The organism is Marinomonas fungiae, from assembly GCF_001418205.1.
Classification (GTDB): Bacteria; Pseudomonadota; Gammaproteobacteria; order Pseudomonadales; family Marinomonadaceae; genus Marinomonas; species Marinomonas fungiae.
Genome location: NZ_LIQF01000001.1, coordinates 44,222 through 64,960, shown reverse-complemented (window position 1 = coordinate 64,960; position 20,739 = coordinate 44,222). Strand labels below are relative to the sequence as shown.

19 protein-coding genes and 2 tRNA genes are annotated in these 20,739 nt (G+C 45.3%); 17 read left to right on the top strand and 4 right to left on the bottom strand.

Translation table 11 applies throughout. The features are described from left to right. Positions 1-8 precede the first annotated feature (8 nt). On the bottom strand, positions 9-371 hold the full coding sequence (gene folX, locus ASC49_RS00300; protein WP_055461216.1) for a dihydroneopterin triphosphate 2'-epimerase: 363 nt from the start codon (positions 369-371) through the stop codon (positions 9-11). Positions 372-771: 400 nt separating this feature from the next. Between folX and ASC49_RS00295 the strand changes: the two genes are divergently transcribed. From ASC49_RS00295 to sthA, 9 genes are all read left to right on the top strand, one after another. Then, positions 772-2,109, top strand: coding sequence for a Na(+)-translocating NADH-quinone reductase subunit A (locus ASC49_RS00295; RefSeq protein WP_055461215.1), 1,338 nt, complete (start codon positions 772-774; stop codon positions 2,107-2,109). Positions 2,110-2,112: 3 nt separating this feature from the next. Continuing rightward, on the top strand, positions 2,113-3,309 hold the full coding sequence (locus tag ASC49_RS00290) for an NADH:ubiquinone reductase (Na(+)-transporting) subunit B (protein WP_055461214.1): 1,197 nt from the start codon (positions 2,113-2,115) through the stop codon (positions 3,307-3,309). Further along, a complete protein-coding gene (locus ASC49_RS00285; RefSeq protein WP_055461213.1) occupies positions 3,302-4,099 on the top strand; it encodes a Na(+)-translocating NADH-quinone reductase subunit C in 798 nt (265 codons plus the stop codon). Before ASC49_RS00290 ends, ASC49_RS00285 begins: the two co-directional genes overlap by 8 nt. A gap of 2 nt (positions 4,100-4,101) precedes the next feature. Beyond that, positions 4,102-4,764 (top strand): NADH:ubiquinone reductase (Na(+)-transporting) subunit D, encoded by a 663-nt coding sequence (locus tag ASC49_RS00280; protein ID WP_055461212.1) that lies wholly within the window; start codon positions 4,102-4,104, stop codon positions 4,762-4,764. Continuing rightward, positions 4,765-5,373, top strand: coding sequence for an NADH:ubiquinone reductase (Na(+)-transporting) subunit E (gene nqrE / locus ASC49_RS00275; RefSeq protein ID WP_055461211.1), 609 nt, complete (start codon positions 4,765-4,767; stop codon positions 5,371-5,373). A 42-nt stretch (positions 5,374-5,415) separates the two neighbouring features. Continuing rightward, complete coding sequence (nqrF, locus tag ASC49_RS00270; RefSeq protein ID WP_055461210.1) at positions 5,416-6,642, top strand: NADH:ubiquinone reductase (Na(+)-transporting) subunit F; 1,227 nt, start codon at positions 5,416-5,418, stop codon at positions 6,640-6,642. Positions 6,643-6,715: 73 nt separating this feature from the next. Then, complete coding sequence (locus ASC49_RS00265; RefSeq protein WP_055461209.1) at positions 6,716-7,732, top strand: FAD:protein FMN transferase; 1,017 nt, start codon at positions 6,716-6,718, stop codon at positions 7,730-7,732. 18 nt (positions 7,733-7,750) lie between these two features. Next, a complete protein-coding gene (gene nqrM / locus ASC49_RS00260) occupies positions 7,751-7,984 on the top strand; it encodes a (Na+)-NQR maturation NqrM (protein ID WP_055461208.1) in 234 nt (77 codons plus the stop codon). An 18-nt stretch (positions 7,985-8,002) separates the two neighbouring features. After that, a complete protein-coding gene (sthA, locus tag ASC49_RS00255; RefSeq protein ID WP_055461207.1) occupies positions 8,003-9,397 on the top strand; it encodes a Si-specific NAD(P)(+) transhydrogenase in 1,395 nt (464 codons plus the stop codon). 80 nt (positions 9,398-9,477) lie between these two features. Here the strand turns inward: sthA and ASC49_RS00250 are convergent, their stop codons facing one another. After that, on the bottom strand, positions 9,478-10,026 hold the full coding sequence (locus ASC49_RS00250) for a hypoxanthine-guanine phosphoribosyltransferase (protein WP_055461206.1): 549 nt from the start codon (positions 10,024-10,026) through the stop codon (positions 9,478-9,480). Between the two features lie 35 nt (positions 10,027-10,061). After that, complete coding sequence (locus tag ASC49_RS00245; RefSeq protein WP_245624592.1) at positions 10,062-10,913, bottom strand: YihY family inner membrane protein; 852 nt, start codon at positions 10,911-10,913, stop codon at positions 10,062-10,064. Between the two features lie 344 nt (positions 10,914-11,257). Between ASC49_RS00245 and ASC49_RS00240 the strand changes: the two genes are divergently transcribed. The 8 genes from ASC49_RS00240 (at position 11,258) to ASC49_RS00205 (ending at position 19,739) form a co-directional block, all read left to right on the top strand. Continuing rightward, positions 11,258-11,334 (top strand) — tRNA-Arg (locus ASC49_RS00240). Between the two features lie 109 nt (positions 11,335-11,443). After that, positions 11,444-12,778, top strand: a complete 1,335-nt coding sequence (gene tig, locus ASC49_RS00235) for a trigger factor (protein WP_055461204.1) — start codon at positions 11,444-11,446, stop codon at positions 12,776-12,778. A gap of 71 nt (positions 12,779-12,849) precedes the next feature. Continuing rightward, positions 12,850-13,482: an ATP-dependent Clp endopeptidase proteolytic subunit ClpP gene (gene clpP, locus ASC49_RS00230; protein WP_055461203.1), complete on the top strand. Its 633-nt coding sequence runs from the start codon at positions 12,850-12,852 to the stop codon at positions 13,480-13,482. A 16-nt stretch (positions 13,483-13,498) separates the two neighbouring features. Further along, complete coding sequence (gene clpX / locus ASC49_RS00225) at positions 13,499-14,782, top strand: ATP-dependent Clp protease ATP-binding subunit ClpX (RefSeq protein ID WP_055461202.1); 1,284 nt, start codon at positions 13,499-13,501, stop codon at positions 14,780-14,782. Positions 14,783-14,963: 181 nt separating this feature from the next. After that, positions 14,964-17,351: an endopeptidase La gene (gene lon / locus ASC49_RS00220; protein WP_055461201.1), complete on the top strand. Its 2,388-nt coding sequence runs from the start codon at positions 14,964-14,966 to the stop codon at positions 17,349-17,351. A 122-nt stretch (positions 17,352-17,473) separates the two neighbouring features. Then, positions 17,474-17,746, top strand: coding sequence for an HU family DNA-binding protein (locus ASC49_RS00215; protein WP_055461200.1), 273 nt, complete (start codon positions 17,474-17,476; stop codon positions 17,744-17,746). Positions 17,747-17,753: 7 nt separating this feature from the next. Beyond that, positions 17,754-17,830: transfer RNA gene (locus ASC49_RS00210), tRNA-Asp, on the top strand. Between the two features lie 76 nt (positions 17,831-17,906). Beyond that, positions 17,907-19,739, top strand: coding sequence for a SurA N-terminal domain-containing protein (locus ASC49_RS00205; protein ID WP_055461199.1), 1,833 nt, complete (start codon positions 17,907-17,909; stop codon positions 19,737-19,739). Positions 19,740-19,807: 68 nt separating this feature from the next. Here the strand turns inward: ASC49_RS00205 and ASC49_RS00200 are convergent, their stop codons facing one another. Then, complete coding sequence (locus ASC49_RS00200) at positions 19,808-20,728, bottom strand: Dyp-type peroxidase (protein WP_055461198.1); 921 nt, start codon at positions 20,726-20,728, stop codon at positions 19,808-19,810. Positions 20,729-20,739: the final 11 nt, after the last annotated feature.

Genomic DNA, 20,739 nt, shown 5'->3' with positions numbered 1-20,739 from the left:
CAGGCTAATTATGATTTATGTTTGGCTAAGCGAAAGGATACTGAATCGGCAAAGCGCAAGGCATGAGGTTTATCGACTTCGACCTCGGCATAGGTCACTTGCTCTGGCATTAGACAGATGTCTAAAAGTTGCGTGGTGAGACTCTCGAGCAGTAAAAAGCGATGGTTTTCAACATGTGCGATCAGCTGTTTGCAGATGGTTTTATAGTTCACCGCATGAGTAACGTCATCGCTATGGCAGGCCTGCTCGGCTGGGTATTCGATCAAGGCGTTAATAACGACGTCTTGTAAATTCTTTTGTTCTTCATCGTTAAAGCCAATGTAGGTACGCAAACGCAAGTTTTTGATACGTATCTGTGCTGCATGTGACATAACGCGTTTCCCTAAAAGTATGTAAATGCCTAAATGCTATTCTGTCGCGTTAGCTGGGTTGTCGCAACCACTGAAGCGCAAACAAGCGGGGAAAAAATAGTAAAGTTCGGATTAGTGTGTTTATGTAATAAAAATACAGAAAGTTCAGTCGCAATCACTAAAATAAACGCCGCTTATAGTTAGTATTTCTTTGTTTTTGACCATTCCGCATAGGTAAAGGAACTGTCCAAGAGTAGTCAACGACGGCAATGATCTTTATAATACGACGGTTTTTTCGGTGAAGTGATATTACGTTATAAAACTACCTTTTAGGTGGCGAGGATCAAAATGCTTTCCCGGAGGGGATTTGGTCCAGTAGCGTAGGTACGCTTTGGTGTTCAATTTTTGTTGGGCAGAACATATGTATAAAATTACGAAAGGCCTAGATCTGCCGATCAGCGGTGCTCCCAATCAGGTGATTGAGGATGCTCCAGCCGCGAAATCGGTTGCGATCATCGGACCTGACTATCATGGTATGAAACCGACCATGCTGGTTGCGGAAGGTGATAAGGTCAAAAAAGGGCAGGTTATCTTTACGGATAAAAAAACGGAAGGAGTAAAGTATACCGCCCCAGCCTCAGGTACTATCGCTGCGATTAATCGCGGTGAACGACGTATGCTACAGTCGGTCGTCATTAAAGTTGAAGGTAATGATGCCGTTGAATTTCCAAAGTACTCGGGTTCTGAGCTTAAGTCTCTAGAGCGAAGCAAGGCGGTTGAAAGTCTTGTTGAGTCTGGTTTATGGACTGCGTTTCGTACTCGTCCTTTCTCTAAAGTTCCTGCAGTTGATTCAGTTCCTCACTCAATCTTCGTTACAGCCATCGATACTAACCCTCTAGCAGCAGATCCTGCTGTGGTGCTAGCAGATAAAGCGGAAGCCTTTGCTGACGGTTTGACTGTTCTAACACGTTTGACAGAAGGTAAAGTGTTCCTGTGTAAAGCCCCTGAAAGCAAAATCCCGACAACTTCTGATGTTGTGGTTGAAGAGTTTTCTGGTAAGCACCCTGCAGGTTTGGCTGGCACGCATATTCATTTCCTAGATCCAGTTAGCGACAAGAAAACGGTTTGGTCTGTTGATTACCAAGACGTTGTTGCCATTGGTGAACTGTTCGTAAACGGTCAATTGGATATGACTCGTGTTATCGCCCTTGGTGGTCCACAGGTCTCTAAACCGCGTTTGCTACGTACAGTTGTTGGTGCGGACCTAAATCAATTGGTTTCCGGTGAACTGCTAGAAGGTGATAACCGTATTATCTCTGGCTCCGTGTTGTCTGGTCGTAAAGCGACTGGTCCATACGCTTTCCTAGGTCGTTACCACTCTCAAGTCGTTGTACTTGCTGAAGGTCGTGAGCGTCAGATGATGCACTATTTGCGTGCTGGTTTTGAGAAACACTCCGTATTGAACGTGTTTATCTCTAAACTAACGGGTAAGTCTTTGTTCAACATGACAACTACGACTAACGGTAGTGATCGTACTATGCTGCCTTTGGGCAACTTCGAGCGTTTGATGCCGTTGGATATTCTTCCAACTCAATTATTGCGCGCTTTGGTAGTAGGCGACACTGAGCAGGCTCAGAAACTAGGCTGTCTTGAACTTGATGAAGAAGATCTGGCGTTAATGACATACGCTTGTTCTGGTAAGTTTGAATACGGCCCAATTCTGCGTGACTGTCTCACAACGATTGAGAAAGAGGGTTAATCCATGGGTCTTAGAAATATTCTAGATAAAATGGAGCCTGAATTTCATTCAGGCGGCAAATATGAAAAGTGGTACGCGCTTTACGAAGCGGTAGACACTATTTTCTACCGTCCTAGTAGTGTCACGAAAGGCGGTTCTCATGTTCGTGATGCGGTAGATATGAAGCGTGTCATGATCCTTGTTTGGATGTGTACATTCCCTGCCATGTTCTTCGGTATGTACAACATTGGTTTCCAAGCGAATACTGCTTTGGATGCAATGGGTGCGGTTCCTGCCGATACTTGGCGTCAAGGTGTTATCGGTGCATTGACTGCGTACAACGTAGACAGTGTGTGGGATAACATGATTTACGGCGCAATGTACTTCTTGCCAGTTTACTTAACGACATTTGTTGTCGGTGGTTTCTGGGAAGTTTTGTTCGCTGCAGTACGTAAACACGAAGTCAACGAAGGTTTCTTCGTGACCTCTATCCTATTCGCGCTAACGCTTCCGGCTACGATCCCATTGTGGCAAGTTGCTCTAGGTATCACTTTCGGTGTGGTTCTAGGTAAAGAAGTATTTGGTGGTACGGGTAAGAACTTCCTTAACCCAGCACTTGCTGGTCGTGCGTTCCTATTCTTTGCGTACCCTGCTTCGATGTCTGGTGATGCAGTATGGACAGCGGTAGATGGTTTCTCGGGTGCGACTGCATTGAGCCAAATGGCTGCAGGTGGCATAGAGGCACTTTCTGTTTCTTGGTCTGATGCGTTCTTCGGCTTTATTCAAGGTTCTATGGGTGAGACATCTACCCTTGCGATCTTGATTGGCGGTGGTGTGCTGTTGGTCATGAAGATCGCTTCTTGGCGTATCGTGGCGGGTGTCATGGTAGGCATGGTGGCAACATCATTGTTATTTAATGCCATCGGTTCTGATACCAACCCAATGTTTGCAACAACTTGGTACTGGCACCTAGTTATTGGTGGTTTTGCCTTCGGTATGATGTACATGGCGACTGATCCAGTTTCAGCGTCTATGACTAACCGCGGTAAGTTGTTCTACGGTGCACTAATCGGTGTAATGGTAGTGTTGATTCGTGTCGTTAACCCTGCTTACCCAGAAGGTATGATGTTGGCAATCTTGTTTGCTAACTTGTTTGCGCCGTTTATCGACCACTTCGTAGTGCAAGCAAACATCAAACGGAGGATCGCTCGCAATGGCTAGCAGTAACGATAGCATCAAAAAAACCATCATTGTTGCCGTAGCACTGTGTTTGGTGTGTTCCATCTTTGTTGCTGGTGCAGCAGTTGGTCTTAAGCCAATTCAGCAAGCGAACAAAGACCTTGACCGTAAGCGTAACATTCTAGCTGCTGCGCAGATGCTTCAGCCAGGCGAAAATGTGGATGCGGTATTCGCAAACGTTGAGAAGCGTCTAGTGAATGTGTCCGAAGGTCGTTTTGCAACAGATGAGGAGCTTGCGGCAGCGGGCGTATCGGTTGACTCTTACAACCAACAGGCTGCGTCTAAAGATCCTGCTCTTTCTGTCGCGTTAAGCGGTGATAAAGATCCTGCGAGCATTAAGCGTCGTGCAAATTTTGCAACAGTTTACGTTGTGAAAGACGACAATGCTAAAGCACGTATTATCCTGCCGGTTCACGGTTACGGCCTATGGTCAACTATGTACGGCTTTATGGCACTTGAAGGTGATTTCTCGACAGTGGTTGGCTTTGGTTTCTACCAGCAAGCTGAGACTCCTGGGCTAGGTGGTGAAGTTGACAACCCAGCTTGGAAGGCGCTTTGGGAAGGTAAAGAAGTTTACAATGAGCAAGGCGAGGCCGTTCTTGGTCTAGTTAAAGGGTCTGTTGATGCCAACGATCCGCAAGCGTCTCATAAAGTAGATGGTCTTTCTGGTGCGACTTTGACAAGCCGCGGTGTAACGAACTTGGTTCATTACTGGTTGGGTGAAGATGGCTTCGGTCCTTTCCTTGCCAAGCTGCGTAGTGAAGGAGTGTAAGCATGTCTGAAGTGAAAAAAGTCCTCTTTGGACCGATTCTCGCGAACAACCCAATTGCATTACAGATCCTTGGTATCTGTTCTGCGTTAGCGGTAACAAGTAGCTTAAGCGTAAGTTTGGTAATGTCGATTGCCCTAACGCTTGTAACGGCGTTTTCAAACTTGTTTATCGCAGTGATCCGTTCACACATTCCAAATAGCATTCGTATCATCGTTCAGATGATCATCATTGCTTCGTTGGTAATTGTGGTAGACCAAGTGTTGAAAGCATTTGCTTATGAAATCAGTAAGCAGCTATCGGTATTCGTTGGTTTGATCATCACCAACTGTATCGTAATGGGTCGTGCTGAAGCCTACGCCATGAAAAATGGCCCAGCAATGAGCTTCCTTGACGGTATCGGTAACGGTCTTGGCTACAGCGCAATGTTGATGGTTGTAGGTTTCTTCCGTGAGCTTCTAGGTGCGGGTAAACTATTTGGTGTTCCTGTATTCGAGACAGTTCAAAACGGTGGTTGGTACCAGCCAAACGGTTTGATGCTTCTTCCGCCAAGTGCTTTCTTCGTAATCGGTCTCGTTATCTGGGGACTACGTTCTTACAAGAAAGAGCAAGTTGAAGAACCAGAGTTCAAGATTGCTAAAAACTCTCGTTCGCAGGAGGCCCTATAAATGGAACACCTAATTAGTCTTTTTATTAAGGCAGTTTTCGTCGAAAACATGGCATTGGCCTTCTTCCTTGGTATGTGTACTTTCCTAGCGTTGTCTAAGAAAGTGGAAACTGCCATTGGTCTAGGTATTGCTGTAGTTATCGTATTGGCGGTAACGGTTCCTGTGAACAACCTGCTGTACCAGAACCTTCTAAAAGAAGGTGCTTTGGATTGGGCAGGTCTGCCAAATGTTGACCTTAGTTTCTTGGGTCTGTTGAGCTACATCGGTGTTATTGCAGCGATCGTACAAATTTTGGAAATGATCTTAGATAAGTACATGCCAGCGCTATACAACGCTCTGGGCGTGTTCTTGCCACTGATCACTGTAAACTGTGCCATCATGGGTGCGTCACTGTTCATGGTTGAACGTGATTACAACTTCTCTGAAAGTTTGGTTTACGGTGTTGGTGCTGGTATCGGTTGGGCGCTTGCGATTGCAGCCCTTGCAGGTATCCGTGAGAAGCTAAAGTACTCAGACGTACCTGCTGGCCTTCGCGGTCTAGGTATTACGTTCATCACCGTTGGTTTGATGAGCTTGGGCTTCATGTCATTTTCTGGTGTGCAGCTTTAATCGCTGCACAGTTAGACAACCAAGAAAAAAGGTTAAACTAGCATGGACTTAGATACAATTATTCTAGGTGTTGTGATGTTTACCGCTATTGTGTTGGCGTTGGTAGCGATCATTTTGTTCGCTCGCGCCCGCCTAGTAAGTAGTGGTGACGTAACAATCCGTATTAATGGGGAAAAGGAAGTGACGGCACCAGCGGGTGGCAAGCTTCTGCAAACCCTAGCAAACAGCGGTATCTTCCTATCATCTGCGTGTGGTGGCGGCGGTACCTGTGCACAGTGTAAGTGTAAAGTGATGTCTGGTGGCGGCTCTATGTTATCGACTGAGCAATCGCACTTTACGCGTCGTGAAGAAAAAGAAGGTTACCGTCTTTCATGTCAGGTTGCTGTGAAGCAAGACATGGATGTTGAAGTGCCGGAAGAAGTATTTGGTGTTAAGGCTTGGGAATGTACGGTTGAATCTAACCCTAACGTTGCGACCTTCATTAAAGAACTAACTTTGCGTCTGCCTGAAGGTGAACATGTGAACTTCCGTGCCGGTGGTTATGTTCAGCTTGAAGCGCCAGCACACACTGTTCACTACAAAGATTTTGATATTCAACCTGAATACCGTGGCGACTGGGATCACTTTAATCTTTGGAAATTCGTTTCTAAAGTTGATGAGCCGATTATTCGTGCTTACTCAATGGCAAACTACCCAGAAGAGAAGGGTGTTGTAAAATTCAATATCCGTATCGCTTCTCCGCCACCGGGTAAAGATGATGTGCCGCCAGGTCAAATGTCTTCTTACGTATTTAGCTTGAAGCCAGGCGATAAGATCAAAGTATACGGTCCATTTGGTGAATTCTTCGCTAAAGATACCGATGCTGAGATGGTGTTCATCGGTGGTGGTGCGGGTATGGCACCAATGCGCTCGCACATTTTCGACCAGCTAAAACGTTTGCACTCTAAGCGCAAGATGTCTTTCTGGTACGGCGCTCGTAGTTTGCGCGAAGCTTTCTACACAGAAGAGTACGATCAACTTCAAGCTGAGAATGACAACTTCGAGTGGCATCTTGCATTGTCTGATCCGCAGCCAGAAGATAACTGGGATGGTAAGACAGGGTTCATTCACAACGTGCTGTATGAAAACTACTTGAAAGATCACCCAGCGCCAGAAGATTGTGAGTTCTACATGTGTGGACCTCCGATGATGAACGCGTCTGTCATCAAAATGCTAGAAGACTTAGGCGTTGAGAAAGAGAATATTCTTCTTGACGACTTTGGTGGCTAGCACTGAATGAAACACAGACCCACCTGCTCGGTGGGTCTTTGTTTTTCTTTCCTTAAAAATCTGTTGGGTACCTATGAAAAACAAATTATTGCTGGCTTTAGTGGCGATTGTTTTGGTCACTATCCTATATAAAGCAGTTTCATTTTCTCCTGAACTAGTCAGCTTTTCTGGCCCGACGATGGGCACGACTTATACTGTTAAGTACACCACAACGGCGGATGCGCCAAAGCTTGAGCAGCTAAAATCTGAAGTTGACAATGTGTTGCTGCGGGTTAATAAGTTAATGTCGACCTACGATTCAACTTCAGAACTATCAGAATTCAATAAGCAGCCTGCCGGTACCAGTGTCACTGTGTCAGACGATATGGTGTATGTAGTAGGTGAGGCGCTGAAAATCAGTGAACTAACAAGTGGTAAATACGATGTCACGGTAGGACCACTGGTTAATTTATGGGGCTTTGGCCCAGGTAAGCACAACGACCATGTGCCATCAGATGCTGATATCGCAGTAGCCAAAGAGCTGGTGGGATACCATTACGTAAAACTGGACGGTAATGAGCTGACTAAATCCCGTGATGTGTATGTGGATTTATCATCTATTGCCAAAGGTTATGGTGTTGATCAAGTGGCGCGCGCCTTGAAGCAAGCTGGTATTAATAACTATCTTGTAGAAGTGGGCGGCGAAATATCTGCATCAGGACGTAAATTGGATGGTAGCAATTGGGTAGTTGGGATTGAGAGTCCAGCGGGTGGGCACAATGTGGCCGAGCGTGTGATTCAAGCGAATGATGTCGCCATTGCTACATCCGGTGATTACCGTAATTATTTTGAGGAAAATGGTGTGCGTTACTCTCATACCATTGACCCTATCACAGGCAAACCTATTACTCATCGGTTGGTATCTGTGACGGTTATTGATTCCAATACCACTCGTGCAGATGGTCTGGCGACCGCTATTACCGTACTGGGCCCTGAAGCGGGTCTTAAATTTGCACAAGAGAACGATATTGCAGCGTACATGCTGGTGAAAGAGGACTTGGGTTTTGCGGAGCAGTACTCCGACGCCTTCAAACCTTATTTATCAAACTAAGCTGCTGAGAGGTGAATGATGTCAACGATTGTTTTAGCTTTTGTATTAATGATCGCTGTGGTAGTTGCCATGGCTGTAGGTGTTCTAATGGGGCGTAAGCCGATTTCTGGATCTTGTGGTGGTATGAGTGCCCTAGGTATGGAAGTTGCTTGTGATATTTGTGGCGGCGACAAAGGAAAGTGCGAAAAGGAAACAAAAAAAGCACGTGCTGCTAAAGTCTCAGACGAACAGTTTTATGACGCTACAAAATAAATGAGGTAATAGAATCTTATGACGACTAGACATTATGATGTCGTGGTGCTTGGTACCGGTCCTGCTGGGGAGGGGGCTGCGATGAATGCAGCCAAAGCAGGCAAACGAGTTGCAGTCATCGAAGCTAGTCCGCGGGTTGGTGGTAGCTGTACCCATTTAGGTACCATTCCCTCGAAAGCGCTACGTCACGCGGTAAAAGAAATTATTGCATTCAACACTAACCCCATGTTCCGTGATATCGGTGAGCCACGTTGGTTCTCGTTTCCAAAGGTGTTGGATCGCGCTAACCGTGTGATTGATCAGCAGGTATTGGGGCGTACAGAGTATTACGCCCGTAACCGTATTGATGTGTACTTTGGTCGTGGCCGTTTTAAAGATGCCCATACCATTGAAGTAAATACCTACGAAAAAGGCCCTGAAGAATTGGTGGCAGATAAGGTGGTAATTGCGACAGGTTCGCGTCCTTACCATCCAGCAAACATCGATTTTACACATCCGCGTATTTATTGTTCGGACAGTATTTTGACACTTAGCCATACACCGCGCTCTTTGATTATTTACGGTGCGGGTGTAATTGGTTGTGAATACGCGTCGATCTTTTGTGGTTTAGGTGTTCGCGTTGAGCTCATTAACCCAGGTAAGAAACTGCTAAGTTTCTTGGATGATGAAATTACGGATGCATTAAGTTATCACTTGCGTGATGGTGGCATTTTAATTCGCCATAATGAAACATTCGAGAAAGTTGAAGGCTCGGATCGTGACGTAACTGTGACGATGGCATCTGGTAAGAAACTGCGCGCAGATGCGTTGTTGTTCTGTAATGGCCGTTCCGGTAACACGGAAAAATTGGGGCTTGAAAATATTGGTCTGGAGACTAACTCTCGTGGCCAGTTAGCGGTGAATGATACTTACCAAACAGCAGTAGAAAATGTCTATGCTGCAGGTGATGTGATTGGTTGGCCTAGCCTTGCAAGTGCTGCTTATGACCAAGGGCGTTCTGTTGCGGCAAATATGCTCGGACTGGAAGGCGGTCATTTTATTTCTGAAGTACCAACGGGGATTTACACCATTCCTGAAATCTCATCTATCGGTAAAACGGAATCTGAGCTGACGGCTGAGAAAGTGCCGTACGAAGTAGGTCGTGCTTTCTTTAAGAATACGGCTCGTGCGCAAATTACCGGTGAAGCGGTGGGGATGTTGAAGCTGCTGTTCCATCGTGAGACCTTAGAGATCTTAGGTATTCACTGTTTTGGTGACCAAGCGTCAGAGATCGTACACATCGGACAGGCGATCATGAAGCAGCCTGGCGAATTGAACAGCTTGAAGTATTTCTTGAATACGACGTTCAACTACCCGACGATGGCGGAAGCCTACCGTGTTGCAGCATTAAATGGTTTTAACCGAGTTTTCTAAGCTATCTTCAGTTTAGTGATTAAAAAGGCGCCGATGGCGCCTTTCTTGTTCATGTAAGTGAGAAGAGGTGAGCGTTTTGACTACTTGCCTTTAACAGCGTAGATGCCCTGCAGGTTGCGGAAGTAGCCTTGGTAATCCATACCGTAACCAAACAGAAAGCGGTCTTCGATATCAAGGCCGATATAATCGGGGCGCATTTCAACTTTACGGTCATGGAGTTTATTGATCACTGTCGCAGAGTAGACACTGCGCGCTCCGTTTTCTTCAAACCATTTGATAATGGCTTCGACGGTATGGCCTTGGTCAAAAATGTCGTCGACAATCAATACGACACGATCCTTAAAATCTGTTTGAGGGTAGCGAGTCCAATTTAAATCGCTGCCGCTTGTGTTCATGCCGTAGCGGCTGGCATGAACGTAATCCAGCTCAAGGGGGAATTGCAGTCGTTGTAGCAGCGCTCCCGTTGGGAGTAGGCCGCCATTCATGACACAGATAACGATCGGCTGTTTATCCGCTAAGTCGTCAATGATTTGTTGTGCCATTTTATCGAGCGCTTCATTAAGCTGCGCTTCAGAGACTAGGCAATCTGCCTCGCTCAAAATAGAGTTTAATTCGTTGATATTATGCATGGGCTAGATTCAAATTAATGTAAAAGTTTGACCGATCATTCTAACTTAATGTGCTCTTTAACGCGATCCAATTTATGGAGTGTTGCGTTTAAACTGACGGTTAGCAAAATAATTAACCAACTAGCCTGTAGCCAAATAAGAAAAGTTGGCAGCGCGGCAAATGCGCCGTAAACCACTTTGTAGCTGGCGAAAAACTGAGCAAAGTTGGCGAAGATTGAGTTTAATATGGCGATCGCGATGGCGCCGATAAGCGCGGCGATAGCCGTTGGCTTCATTTTAACTTCCGCATTAGGGGTTAAGAAATTAATGGTAAATAGCATTAAGAAGTAGAGCGCGTAGCTGCTTAGCTCAAAGATACTTTTGACAAACTCAGGGATGTAATCTCCAGATATTTGATAGGAGAGTAAGGTCCCGTATAGGCTCATTACAACGGCTAGCATGATAGGCCCCAGTGTTAGGATTGCCCAATACGTCAATAATCGCTCGCGAATATTACGCTTCTGTTTCACTTGCCAAATGGCTTGTACTGATGCTTCAAAGCTATTGAGCAAGAGTAGTGCGGTTAAAATCAACGTGGCGATACCTGCCGCCGGTAAATTCTTGGTCTGTTCTGAGAATGACAGTAAGTAGGGGATGACGGTACTGCTGCTGCCTGGTGCAAGATGTATCTCAATATAGGAAACTAGGGAGTCTTGCATGGCCACCATGGCAGGAGTGAGTCGCAAAATGCCAAATACGATAGTGATAATCGGAACCGCGGCGAGCAAAGTGGCCAGTGTTAAGTGTGCGGCCCGCAAAGAAACTTGATAGCGAATGGCTCGATTAAAGACCAGTCGAATCAGTTGATAAGTTTGCTTGGCAATATTTTTTACGGCTTTGGTGTGCATGCAAATATCCATTTTTGTCTATGTCTATTAGTGTATCGGTAAAATGTAAAACAGACCATTGTGTAAGGATTGTGGTAAGTGCACATCTATAGTGCAAGATAATCAAAAATGACCCATTTTGGTTGCAAATGCCTAAAGCGAGCACTAATATTTACTCCGTTCCTTTTGTGATATTTGTACTGTTGAGTGACTAAGGTGTAGCTTAGATATATTCTCGGTTCCTTGGTGACGAAAAGTCATATATTATTTTTTAGCCCAGCTCTGCTGGGCTTTTTTATGTCTTTGAGTTGACGATTTATATTCCTTCCCTATAATAGCGCGTCACTATTTGTGATGTAGTATTTGCGCCTGTAGCTCAGTTGGATAGAGCATCCCCCTTCTAAGGGGATGGTCGGGGGTTCGAATCCCTCCAGGCGTGCCATTACATTGCTTTAATTAAATTTTTTGGTCTTGTTGACTGAGCTTTAAAGTAAGTCGTGATTCATCGCGGCGGCGTCAACAAATAAAGCACGTTCCCAAGAGGAAGTTTTATGCAAGTTTCTGTAGAGACAACGTCTCCAATCGAACGCGTTCTTACTATTAGCGTTCCTGCTGCACGTATCGATGATAAAGTTAACGCTGAAGTAGCTAAAACAGCTAAGACAGTACGTATCGACGGTTTCCGTAAAGGCAAAGTGCCAGTAAGTGTTGTTAAAAAACGTTTCGGTCAAAGCATCCGTATGGAAGCTCTTGAGCAAGTAATGCGTGACGCATACGTTGAAGCTATCCAAGCGGAATCAATCCAGCCAGCGGGTATGCCTTCAATTGAGCCAAAAAACATCGCTGAAGGTGCGGATCTTGAGTTCGTTGCTAAAGTTGAAGTTTACCCAACGATTGAACTTGCTGATGCTTCTAAAATCGAAGTAACTCGTGTTGTTTCTGAAGTGACAGAAGCAGACGTTGATACAATGCTTGAAACTCTACGTAAGCAAAACGCTGAGTGGTCTGCAGTTGAGCGTGAAGCGCAGGACGGCGACCAAGTAACAATCGATTTCGTTGGCTTCCTAGGCGACGAAGCGTTTGAAGGTGGTGCTGCAAACGGTCACAAGCTAGTTCTTGGTTCTAACACTATGATTCCTGGCTTTGAAGCTGGTATCGTAGGTATCAAAGCAGGTGAAGAGCGTACTATCTCTGTATCATTCCCAGAAAGCTACCAAGCTGAACACCTAGCGGGTAAAGAAGCTTCTTTCAAAATCATCGCGCACGAAGTTGCTGAGCAAGTTCTGCCTGAGCTAAACGATGAGTTCGCAGGCAAGTTCGGTCTAGAAAACGCAGACCTAGCAAGTTTGCGTGCTGAAGTGCAAAAGAACATGGAGCGTGAACTAAGCCAAGCAGTTAAAGCTAAGCTTAAAAACTCTCTTTTCGATCAGCTTCTAGCGCTTAACCCTGTAGATGTTCCAGCTGCATTGGTTGATCAGGAAGTTGACGGTCTGCGTCAGCAAGCTGCACGTCAATTCGGCGGCATGCAAGGCTTTGACGCTTCTCAACTACCAGCAGAGTTATTCTCTGAAGAAGCTAAGAAGCGTGCTGCACTAGGTCTTTTGATTTCTGAAGTGATCCAAAAGAACGAACTTAAAGTAGAAGAAGAGCGCGTTCGTGCATTCTTGGAAGATATGGCGCAAGCATACCAAGAGCCACAACAAGTTGTTGAATTCTACTTAAAGAACAAAGAACAACTAGCGCAAGTGCAATCTGCTGTACTTGAAGAGCAAGTTGTTGATAAACTGCTAGAAAGCGCGAAAATTACTGAAGTAACTCTAGGTTACGAAGACGCTATTAAGCCAGAAGCTCAAGCTGCAGAAGCAGAAGAGACTGAAGAAGCATAAGCTTAGCTTATAATTCTCACGGGCCGGTATAGCGCAAGCTATACCGGCTTTTTCGTTTTAAGGAATAGAATATGAAATTAATGACCCCGACAACTGGCCCAGTCGCGATTACAAGTAATGGCCTAGTCCCAATGGTTATTGAGCAAACTGCTCGTGGTGAAAGGTCTTTTGATATTTATTCACGCCTACTAAAAGAGCGCGTCATCTTTTTGGTTGGTCAAGTTGAAGATCACATGGCCAACCTAGTGGTTGCCCAATTGTTGTTCTTAGAGTCTGAAAACCCTGATAAGGATATTCACCTATACATCAATTCACCAGGTGGCTCTGTTACAGCGGGTATGTCTATTTATGATACAATGCAATTCATCAAGCCTGATGTGAGCACAATGTGTATCGGTCAAGCTGCGAGTATGGGGGCATTGCTATTGACGGCAGGTGCGGCAGGCAAGCGTTACTGTCTACCTAACTCTCGTGTCATGATTCACCAGCCGCTTGGTGGTTACCAAGGCCAGGCTTCTGATATCGAAATTCACACTCGCGAAATTTTGAGTATTAAACATCGTCTTAATGAAATCATTGCGCACCATACTGGTCAGCCGATCGAAAAAGTCGCAGAAGATACAGACCGTGATAACTTTATGAATCCAACAATGGCTAAAGAGTACGGTTTGATTGACGATATTCTAGAGAAACGCGAAGTATAAAAAAGGGTGGACTTTAATGTCTGATGATAAATATAGCCGCGGCGATCACTCTGATCGTTTGCTGTACTGCTCTTTTTGCGGAAAGAGTCAGGACGAGGTTAAAAAATTAATTGCCGGCCCTTCGGTATACATCTGTAATGAATGTGTTGACCTGTGCAACAACATCATTACGCAAGAGCTGTTGCAAGGTGATGGTGAGGCAGAAGTAAAAGATGAATTGCCAACGCCAGCAAAACTGTCTGCAGCTTTAGATGATTATGTTATTGGTCAAGATCGAGCAAAGAAGGTTCTTGCGGTAGCGGTTTATAACCACTACAAGCGTTTGCGTCATCAAGGTCTAGCTAACAAAGATATCGAACTGGGTAAAAGTAATATTCTGTTAATCGGCCCAACAGGTAGTGGTAAGACTTTGCTTGCACAAACCTTGGCTCGAGTTCTGGATGTGCCATTTACGATTGCCGATGCGACCACGCTTACTGAAGCGGGTTATGTGGGTGAAGACGTTGAGAATATTATCCAGAAGTTGCTGCAGAACTGTGACTATGATGTTGAGAAAGCGCAGCGTGGTATCGTGTATATAGATGAAATCGATAAGATTTCTCGTAAGTCGGATAACCCATCGATTACGCGTGACGTATCAGGTGAGGGTGTTCAGCAAGCGTTATTGAAACTTATTGAGGGTACTGTTGCGTCGGTTCCGCCGCAAGGTGGTCGTAAGCATCCACAGCAAGAGTTTGTTCAGGTGGATACGTCGAACATTCTATTCATCTGTGGCGGTGCATTCTCAGGCTTGGATCGTGTGATCAGTGATCGTACTGAGAAAAGTAGCATTGGCTTCAAGGCAACAGTGAAGAGCAAAGAAGAAAATCGTTCGTTCTCTGAGTCTATCCACCAAGTGGAAACAGAAGACTTGGTGAAATTCGGTTTAATTCCAGAGTTTGTTGGCCGTTTGCCTGTGGTTGCGACCTTGTCTGAATTAGACGAAGAAGCCTTGATGACAATCTTGAGTCAGCCTAAAAACGCTTTAACTAAGCAATATCAGCATCTGTTTGAATTAGAGGGTGTTGAGCTTGAGTTTACGGAAGAAGCGTTGCGTGAAGCTGCTCATTTGGCGCTCGAGCGTAAAACTGGTGCTCGTGGTCTACGCAGCATTCTTGAATCAGCATTGCTTGAAAGTATGTACGATCTGCCAAACCGTACCGATGTAGCCAAAGTGGTCATGGATGCTTCTTCTATCCGTGGCGATACAGTGCCACTGATGGTGCTTGAAAGTGAGCAGAAAGACGCCTCAAATGGTTAATTTCTATACAGATTTCGCTTGCGAACCTAGGTCGTAAGCGAAATCTGATCTTATTCTTTTGCTTTTTCTTTTAATTCCTCTCCCAACGCTTGCATTTTTACTCTACTGACCTTATCTCTTAATTATCGAAGTTAAGTCACACGTTAACGCCGCGTGCGTTAGTGTTCAGTTGGAAGTAAATATGTCTGATTCTAAATTTTTACCTATGTTGCCGCTACGCGATGTTGTCGTGTATCCGCATATGGTGTTGCCATTGTTTGTTGGCCGTAAAAAGTCAATTGCTGCACTAGAGTCGGCAATGGATGGTGACAAGATGGTCTTTCTTGTCGCGCAGCAGGATGCCTCTAAAGACGACCCAAAGCAGGATGACCTTTACGAAATCGGTACGGTGGCCAAAGTCATTCAGTTGCTGCGTCTTCCTGATGGTACGGTCAAGGTATTAGTCGAAGGGCAATATCGTGCTGAGTTGCAGTCTATTGAAGAGGGCGATGAATGGGTGTCTGCTACGATTGATGCACTTCCCGAAGTGGAGGACGATGAGTCGGAGTATCCTGCTATTCGCAACGCCCTAATCAAGCAGCTTGATGAGTACGTTGCTGGCAGTAAGCGTATCCCAAGTGAAGTCGTTACTTCACTGAAATCGATCGATGACCTATCTAAGCTGATCGATTCCATCGCAGGTCATATGAGCCTTAAGTTGGAAGACAAGCAGCGCGCTTTGGAACTCAGTTCTTTGATCGAGCGTGGCGAGCACTTGATGGGCTTGATGGATGGTGAGCTGGATATTGCCCATCTTGAGAAAAGCATTCGCAGCCGCGTTAAAAAGCAAATGGAAAAGAGCCAACGCGAGTACTACTTGAATGAGCAAATGAAGGCTATTCAAAAAGAGCTAGGTGATATGGATGAAGGCAGTAACGAGCTGGATATCTTACAAGAGAAAATCACCGAAGCTAAAATGTCGCCAGAAGCGACAGAGAAAGCAGAAGCTGAGCTTAAAAAATTAAAAATGATGTCACCTATGTCTGCCGAAGCAACGGTGGTGCGTGGTTATATCGACTGGTTGGTGTCTCTGCCTTGGACGAAACGCTCTAAAGTGCGTAATGACTTGGCTTATGCAGAAAAAGTTTTGAACGAAGATCACTACGGCCTGCAGGACGTTAAAGACCGTATCCTAGAGTTCTTGGCTGTGCAGCAGCGCGTTAAGAAAGTTAAAGGTCCCGTACTTTGTCTAGTAGGGCCTCCAGGTGTTGGTAAAACATCCCTAGGACAATCTATTGCGCGTGCTGTTAACCGTAAATACGTGCGTATGGCCTTAGGTGGTGTGCGAGATGAGTCTGAGATTCGTGGGCACCGTCGTACTTATATTGGTTCTATGCCAGGTAAATTACTTCAGAAACTAGCTAAAGTGAAAGTGAAGAACTCACTGTTCTTGTTAGACGAGATCGACAAGATGGGCATGGATCAGCGTGGTGATCCAGCGTCTGCACTGCTTGAAGTGCTAGATCCAGAGCAAAATCATACCTTTAGTGATCACTACCTAGAGGTGGATTACGATCTATCAGATGTGATGTTTATCTGTACTTCAAACAGCATGAATATCCCGGGTCCATTGATGGATCGTATGGAGATTATTCGCATACCAGGTTACACCGAAGATGAAAAGTTGAACATCGCTAAGCGTTATTTGTTGCCTAAACAAGTTAAGTTGAGTGGTCTTAAAGATTCGGAAATTGAAGTATCTGATGAAGCTTTGATGGACATCATTCGTTACTACACAAAAGAAGCGGGTGTGCGTGGTCTTGAGCGTGAAATCAGTAAGGTTTGCCGCCGTGTGGTGAAAGAGCAAGCGCTTAAGAAGACTAACGATGCGGTAAAAGTGTCTTCTGAAAACCTAGAAGACTACTGTGGCGTGCATAAATTCAGCTACGGTAAAGCCGAGGAAAATAACCAAATTGGTCAAGTAACTGGCCTAGCGTGGACGTCAGTAGGCGGTGAGTTATTGACCATTGAAGCGGCGAGTATGCCAGGTAAGGGTCGTCATGTTAAGACCGGCTCTCTGGGTGATGTGATGCAGGAATCCATACAAGCGGCTTTGACTGTTGTGCGCAGTCGAGCAGCTGGGCTTGGCATTGATGACGACTTCCACGAAAAAGTAGATTTACATTTGCATGTGCCTGAAGGTGCAACACCAAAAGATGGTCCAAGCGCTGGTATTGCCATGTGTACTGCGATTGTCTCGGTGCTTGCTAAAGTGCCAGTGAAAGCGTCTGTCGCGATGACAGGTGAGATTACACTTCGTGGTGAGGTATTGCCTATCGGTGGCCTTAAAGAGAAGCTGCTAGCTGCTCATCGAGGTGGTATTAAAACGGTTTTGATCCCTAAAGAAAATACTCGTGATCTGAAAGAAATTCCGGATAACATCAAGGCGGACCTTGAAATTATCCCGGTGAAATGGATCGATGAGGTTCTGGATGTGGCATTAGAGTACGTTCCTTCACCAAAAAGTGAAGAATCTGTGTCAGGGAAGGAAAAAACTGTTGATGAACAAGAATCTGTGAGTCATCATTAGGCCAAACCCTGTGTTGACAGGGCCTTAGATAGGCTAGTATAAAGGCTCATCTAGACATCGACCGTTACGTTTTGGTCGAATTAAAATACCAAGGAACCACGAGAATACTGAAGGGGTAGAACGTGAATAAATCAGAATTGATTGATGCTATTGCCACGTCCGCAGACTTGTCTAAAGCTGCTGCAAGTAATGCACTAGATGCAACTTTGAAAGCAATCGAAGAAGCGCTAGCAAATGGCGACCAAGTTACTTTGGTTGGTTTTGGTACTTTCTCAGTGAAAGAGCGTGCGGCACGTACAGGCCGTAACCCTCAGACAGGTGAAGAGATCCAAATCAGCGCAGCGAAGGTTCCTAGTTTCAAAGCCGGTAAAGGCCTTAAAGACGCAGTGAACTAATGCATTCGGAGCGGTAGTTCAGTTGGTTAGAATACCTGCCTGTCACGCAGGGGGTCGCGGGTTCGAGTCCCGTCCGTTCCGCCATTAGAGCAAAGAGGTGTGTTCCCCGCGGGATGCACCTTTTTTGTTTTACAGATTACAGTTTTTAGGTGGAGGCAAGATGCTCCAGGATATCAGAGACAAGTCACAAGGTGTGATCGTAAAAGTGATCATCGGTGTCGTGATTGTGACGTTTGCTCTATTCGGTGTTGAAGCCCTAGTGCAAAGCTTCACATCAACAGACACTGTTGCCGAAGTGGATGGCAAAGAAATTACGCGCACGCAACTTCTGCAAGCATCTGAAACTCAACGCCGACAGTTGATTTCAATGATGGGTGGCCAGATTGATCCGGCTATGTTGGAAGAGAATGCTTTACAACGTCGTGCTTTGGATGAATTGATTCAGCGTACGGTATTGATGAACCAAGCGCTAAGCTTGAATTTAGGTGTATCTGACGCACAAGTGGATGCTTACCTATTACAGGCTGAGCAATTCCAAACGGAAGGCAAGTTCGATCAAAATAAATATCTAAACTTTATACGCTCCCTAGGCTTTACGCCTTTGGCGTTTAAAGAGCGTATTAAGCAAGATGTTTTGATCCAACAAACTCGTAATGCTTTAGCTGGTTCTGAGTTTGTTTTGCCGAGTCAAATTGAACACATCGTTGCTCTGCAAAACCAGAAGCGTAATTACGACTATATTCGTTACTCATTAGCAGAAAAAACTGAGCAAGTGAATGTGACGGATGATGAACTGCGCGAATACTACGAGCAAAATAAAGCAAGCTTTATCGCGCCGGAACAAGTCAAGCTAGATTATGTGGTGGTTTCCGTTGCCGATATTCAAGACAAAGTTGAGGTTTCTGACGCGGAGCTAAACGACGCTTATCAAGCACGTGTCGCGAATTTTCAAGGTGAAGAGCGTGCTGCCTCTCATATCCTAGTCGATACAGAGTCTCGCACGGATGAAGAAGCTCAGGCGCGCATTGATGAAATCAAAGCAAAGCTAGCAGCTGGACAATCTTTTGCAGAGTTAGCGGCAGAGTACTCTGACGATCTAGGTTCAAAAGATAATGGCGGCGATTTAGGTTACGTTAGCCGTGGCATCATGGTGGGTGACTTTGAGGATGCTTTGTTCGCGATGAAAGAGGTGGGTCAGGTAGATGAAGTGCAAACGGAATTTGGATATCACCTAATTCAGCTAAATGATATCAGTGAAACTGAAGCGCCAACGCTTGATGAAATGCGTAATGAATTAATGGATGAGTTGATCGCGCAAAAAGCCAAAGACCAATTACTAAGCGAGCATGAGAACATTACCGATCTTGCCTATGCGAGTGATGATTTGTCCGCGATTGCTAAGGCCTATGGTGTAGCTGTATTGACTACCGACTACTTTGGTCGTAACGGTGGTGCAGATGAGATCAGCTCTGCGCCAGCGGTGATTTCAGCGGCTTATAGTCCAACGGTTTTGGAAGATGGTCATAACAGTGACTTGATTGAGCTGAGTGATGAAGAAGTGGCTGTGGTGCGTGTCAACGACCATAAACCTGCGGCACAACAAACATTTGATGAAGCAAAAGAAGCGATTGCTTCTGTCATGGTTCAACAAAAGGCTGTTGATGAGCTGCAAGCGTCTGCTGAACAGGCTTTAGCATCAGGTAAAGGTAATTGGATCCGTCAAGAAGACGTTGAACGTGGACAAGATGAAGTGGCGAATTTGGCATTTGGCTTGGCACACCCTAGCGAAGGGAATGTAACGACAGGTGTTGAAACAACGTCAAATGGTGACCTAGTGGCCATTCGTCTTACATCAGTGATTGAGGGGGATAGCTCGGTGGAAGAATCGCAAAAAGAAATCTACCAGAATTATCTTTCGCAAACACTTAGCACTATGACTTTGCGTGCACAGCAATCAACGTTGCAGAATGCTGCAGAAATCGTGCGTAATTAAGCACTGCTACTAAACAAAAAATACCACGCCTTGGCGTGGTATTTTTTTATCTATAAAAACGTTAGCGGTTAAGCAAGCTGCTTTAAGAAATCTAAGGTTGGTATAAAGAAAGCACTACCTGAGGTAGCTTGAGTGTATTTCATTAAGTGATCTGCGCGGCCTTGTTCATCGCCTTCGATCATGCTTTTAAGCATTAAATCAAAAATACTTGGTGTCTTTGAATAGCTAACAAAAACCAAACCTTGTTGCTGTAGGTCTCCAAACGGCATGCTTTGACGCAGAATCTCTAACGATTTGCCATGTTCATCTTTTAAGGATGTGCGTTTTGTATGCGCATGGGGAGATTTCTCGGCTGAAGCGTACTCTTCGTTGTCGTACTTAGTTCGTCCGTAAGTGTCTTCCTGAACTTTCAGTTCTTGGTGTTCCCATTTGTCTAAGTCATGAACAAACTTCATGTAGTTTAGGTATGATCCACCTTGATAGTCAGGGTCTTCCTCACTGACTAAGGCAACCACGGCACGGTCATCCCCTTGCGGGTTCTCTGTGCCATCGACAAAGCCAGTGAAATCACGATTGTCTAGGTATTTAAAAGCGTTGGTTTGCTCTTTCAAAGTGACACTTTCAGCAAGTGCGCGGAACAAAGTAAGCGCCAATAAATGTGTCGCATCATGACGGTTAGATCGGATGTGCAGGATGATGTCATAAGCGGCATCTGAAACACTTAAGTACTCACCAGAGAAACTTGGAAAGGGAGCTAATTCCTTCGGTTTAAGCTTTTTAGTGATGCGTTCAAAGCTATGGCTTGAGAAGCCTACCGCGGCATGCAACTGAGCATCGGGGAATTGTTGTTGTATTGAACTAATCAGTTCAGGAAAAGCTGCGAGCGCTTGACGTAGCTGGTTCTCATGGCCTGGTACTGCATCCAGCAAAATGAAAGTCGCATCGCTGGATGCTTCTGCGATGATGCCGGTTTGAATGCTCAAACTCATTTTTGTATAAC

What these genes read in the sequence shown, in the direction of transcription:
- folX (WP_055461216.1), bottom strand. Translation starts at nt 371, where the DNA reads ATGTCACATGCAGCACAGATACGTATCAAAAACTTGCGTTTGCGTACC.
- ASC49_RS00295 (WP_055461215.1), top strand. Translation starts at nt 772, where the DNA reads ATGTATAAAATTACGAAAGGCCTAGATCTGCCGATCAGCGGTGCTCCC.
- ASC49_RS00290 (WP_055461214.1), top strand. Translation starts at nt 2,113, where the DNA reads ATGGGTCTTAGAAATATTCTAGATAAAATGGAGCCTGAATTTCATTCA.
- ASC49_RS00285 (WP_055461213.1), top strand. Translation starts at nt 3,302, where the DNA reads ATGGCTAGCAGTAACGATAGCATCAAAAAAACCATCATTGTTGCCGTA.
- ASC49_RS00280 (WP_055461212.1), top strand. Translation starts at nt 4,102, where the DNA reads ATGTCTGAAGTGAAAAAAGTCCTCTTTGGACCGATTCTCGCGAACAAC.
- nqrE (WP_055461211.1), top strand. Translation starts at nt 4,765, where the DNA reads ATGGAACACCTAATTAGTCTTTTTATTAAGGCAGTTTTCGTCGAAAAC.
- nqrF (WP_055461210.1), top strand. Translation starts at nt 5,416, where the DNA reads ATGGACTTAGATACAATTATTCTAGGTGTTGTGATGTTTACCGCTATT.
- ASC49_RS00265 (WP_055461209.1), top strand. Translation starts at nt 6,716, where the DNA reads ATGAAAAACAAATTATTGCTGGCTTTAGTGGCGATTGTTTTGGTCACT.
- nqrM (WP_055461208.1), top strand. Translation starts at nt 7,751, where the DNA reads ATGTCAACGATTGTTTTAGCTTTTGTATTAATGATCGCTGTGGTAGTT.
- sthA (WP_055461207.1), top strand. Translation starts at nt 8,003, where the DNA reads ATGACGACTAGACATTATGATGTCGTGGTGCTTGGTACCGGTCCTGCT.
- ASC49_RS00250 (WP_055461206.1), bottom strand. Translation starts at nt 10,026, where the DNA reads ATGCATAATATCAACGAATTAAACTCTATTTTGAGCGAGGCAGATTGC.
- ASC49_RS00245 (WP_245624592.1), bottom strand. Translation starts at nt 10,913, where the DNA reads ATGCACACCAAAGCCGTAAAAAATATTGCCAAGCAAACTTATCAACTG.
- tig (WP_055461204.1), top strand. Translation starts at nt 11,444, where the DNA reads ATGCAAGTTTCTGTAGAGACAACGTCTCCAATCGAACGCGTTCTTACT.
- clpP (WP_055461203.1), top strand. Translation starts at nt 12,850, where the DNA reads ATGAAATTAATGACCCCGACAACTGGCCCAGTCGCGATTACAAGTAAT.
- clpX (WP_055461202.1), top strand. Translation starts at nt 13,499, where the DNA reads ATGTCTGATGATAAATATAGCCGCGGCGATCACTCTGATCGTTTGCTG.
- lon (WP_055461201.1), top strand. Translation starts at nt 14,964, where the DNA reads ATGTCTGATTCTAAATTTTTACCTATGTTGCCGCTACGCGATGTTGTC.
- ASC49_RS00205 (WP_055461199.1), top strand. Translation starts at nt 17,907, where the DNA reads ATGCTCCAGGATATCAGAGACAAGTCACAAGGTGTGATCGTAAAAGTG.
- ASC49_RS00200 (WP_055461198.1), bottom strand. Translation starts at nt 20,728, where the DNA reads ATGAGTTTGAGCATTCAAACCGGCATCATCGCAGAAGCATCCAGCGAT.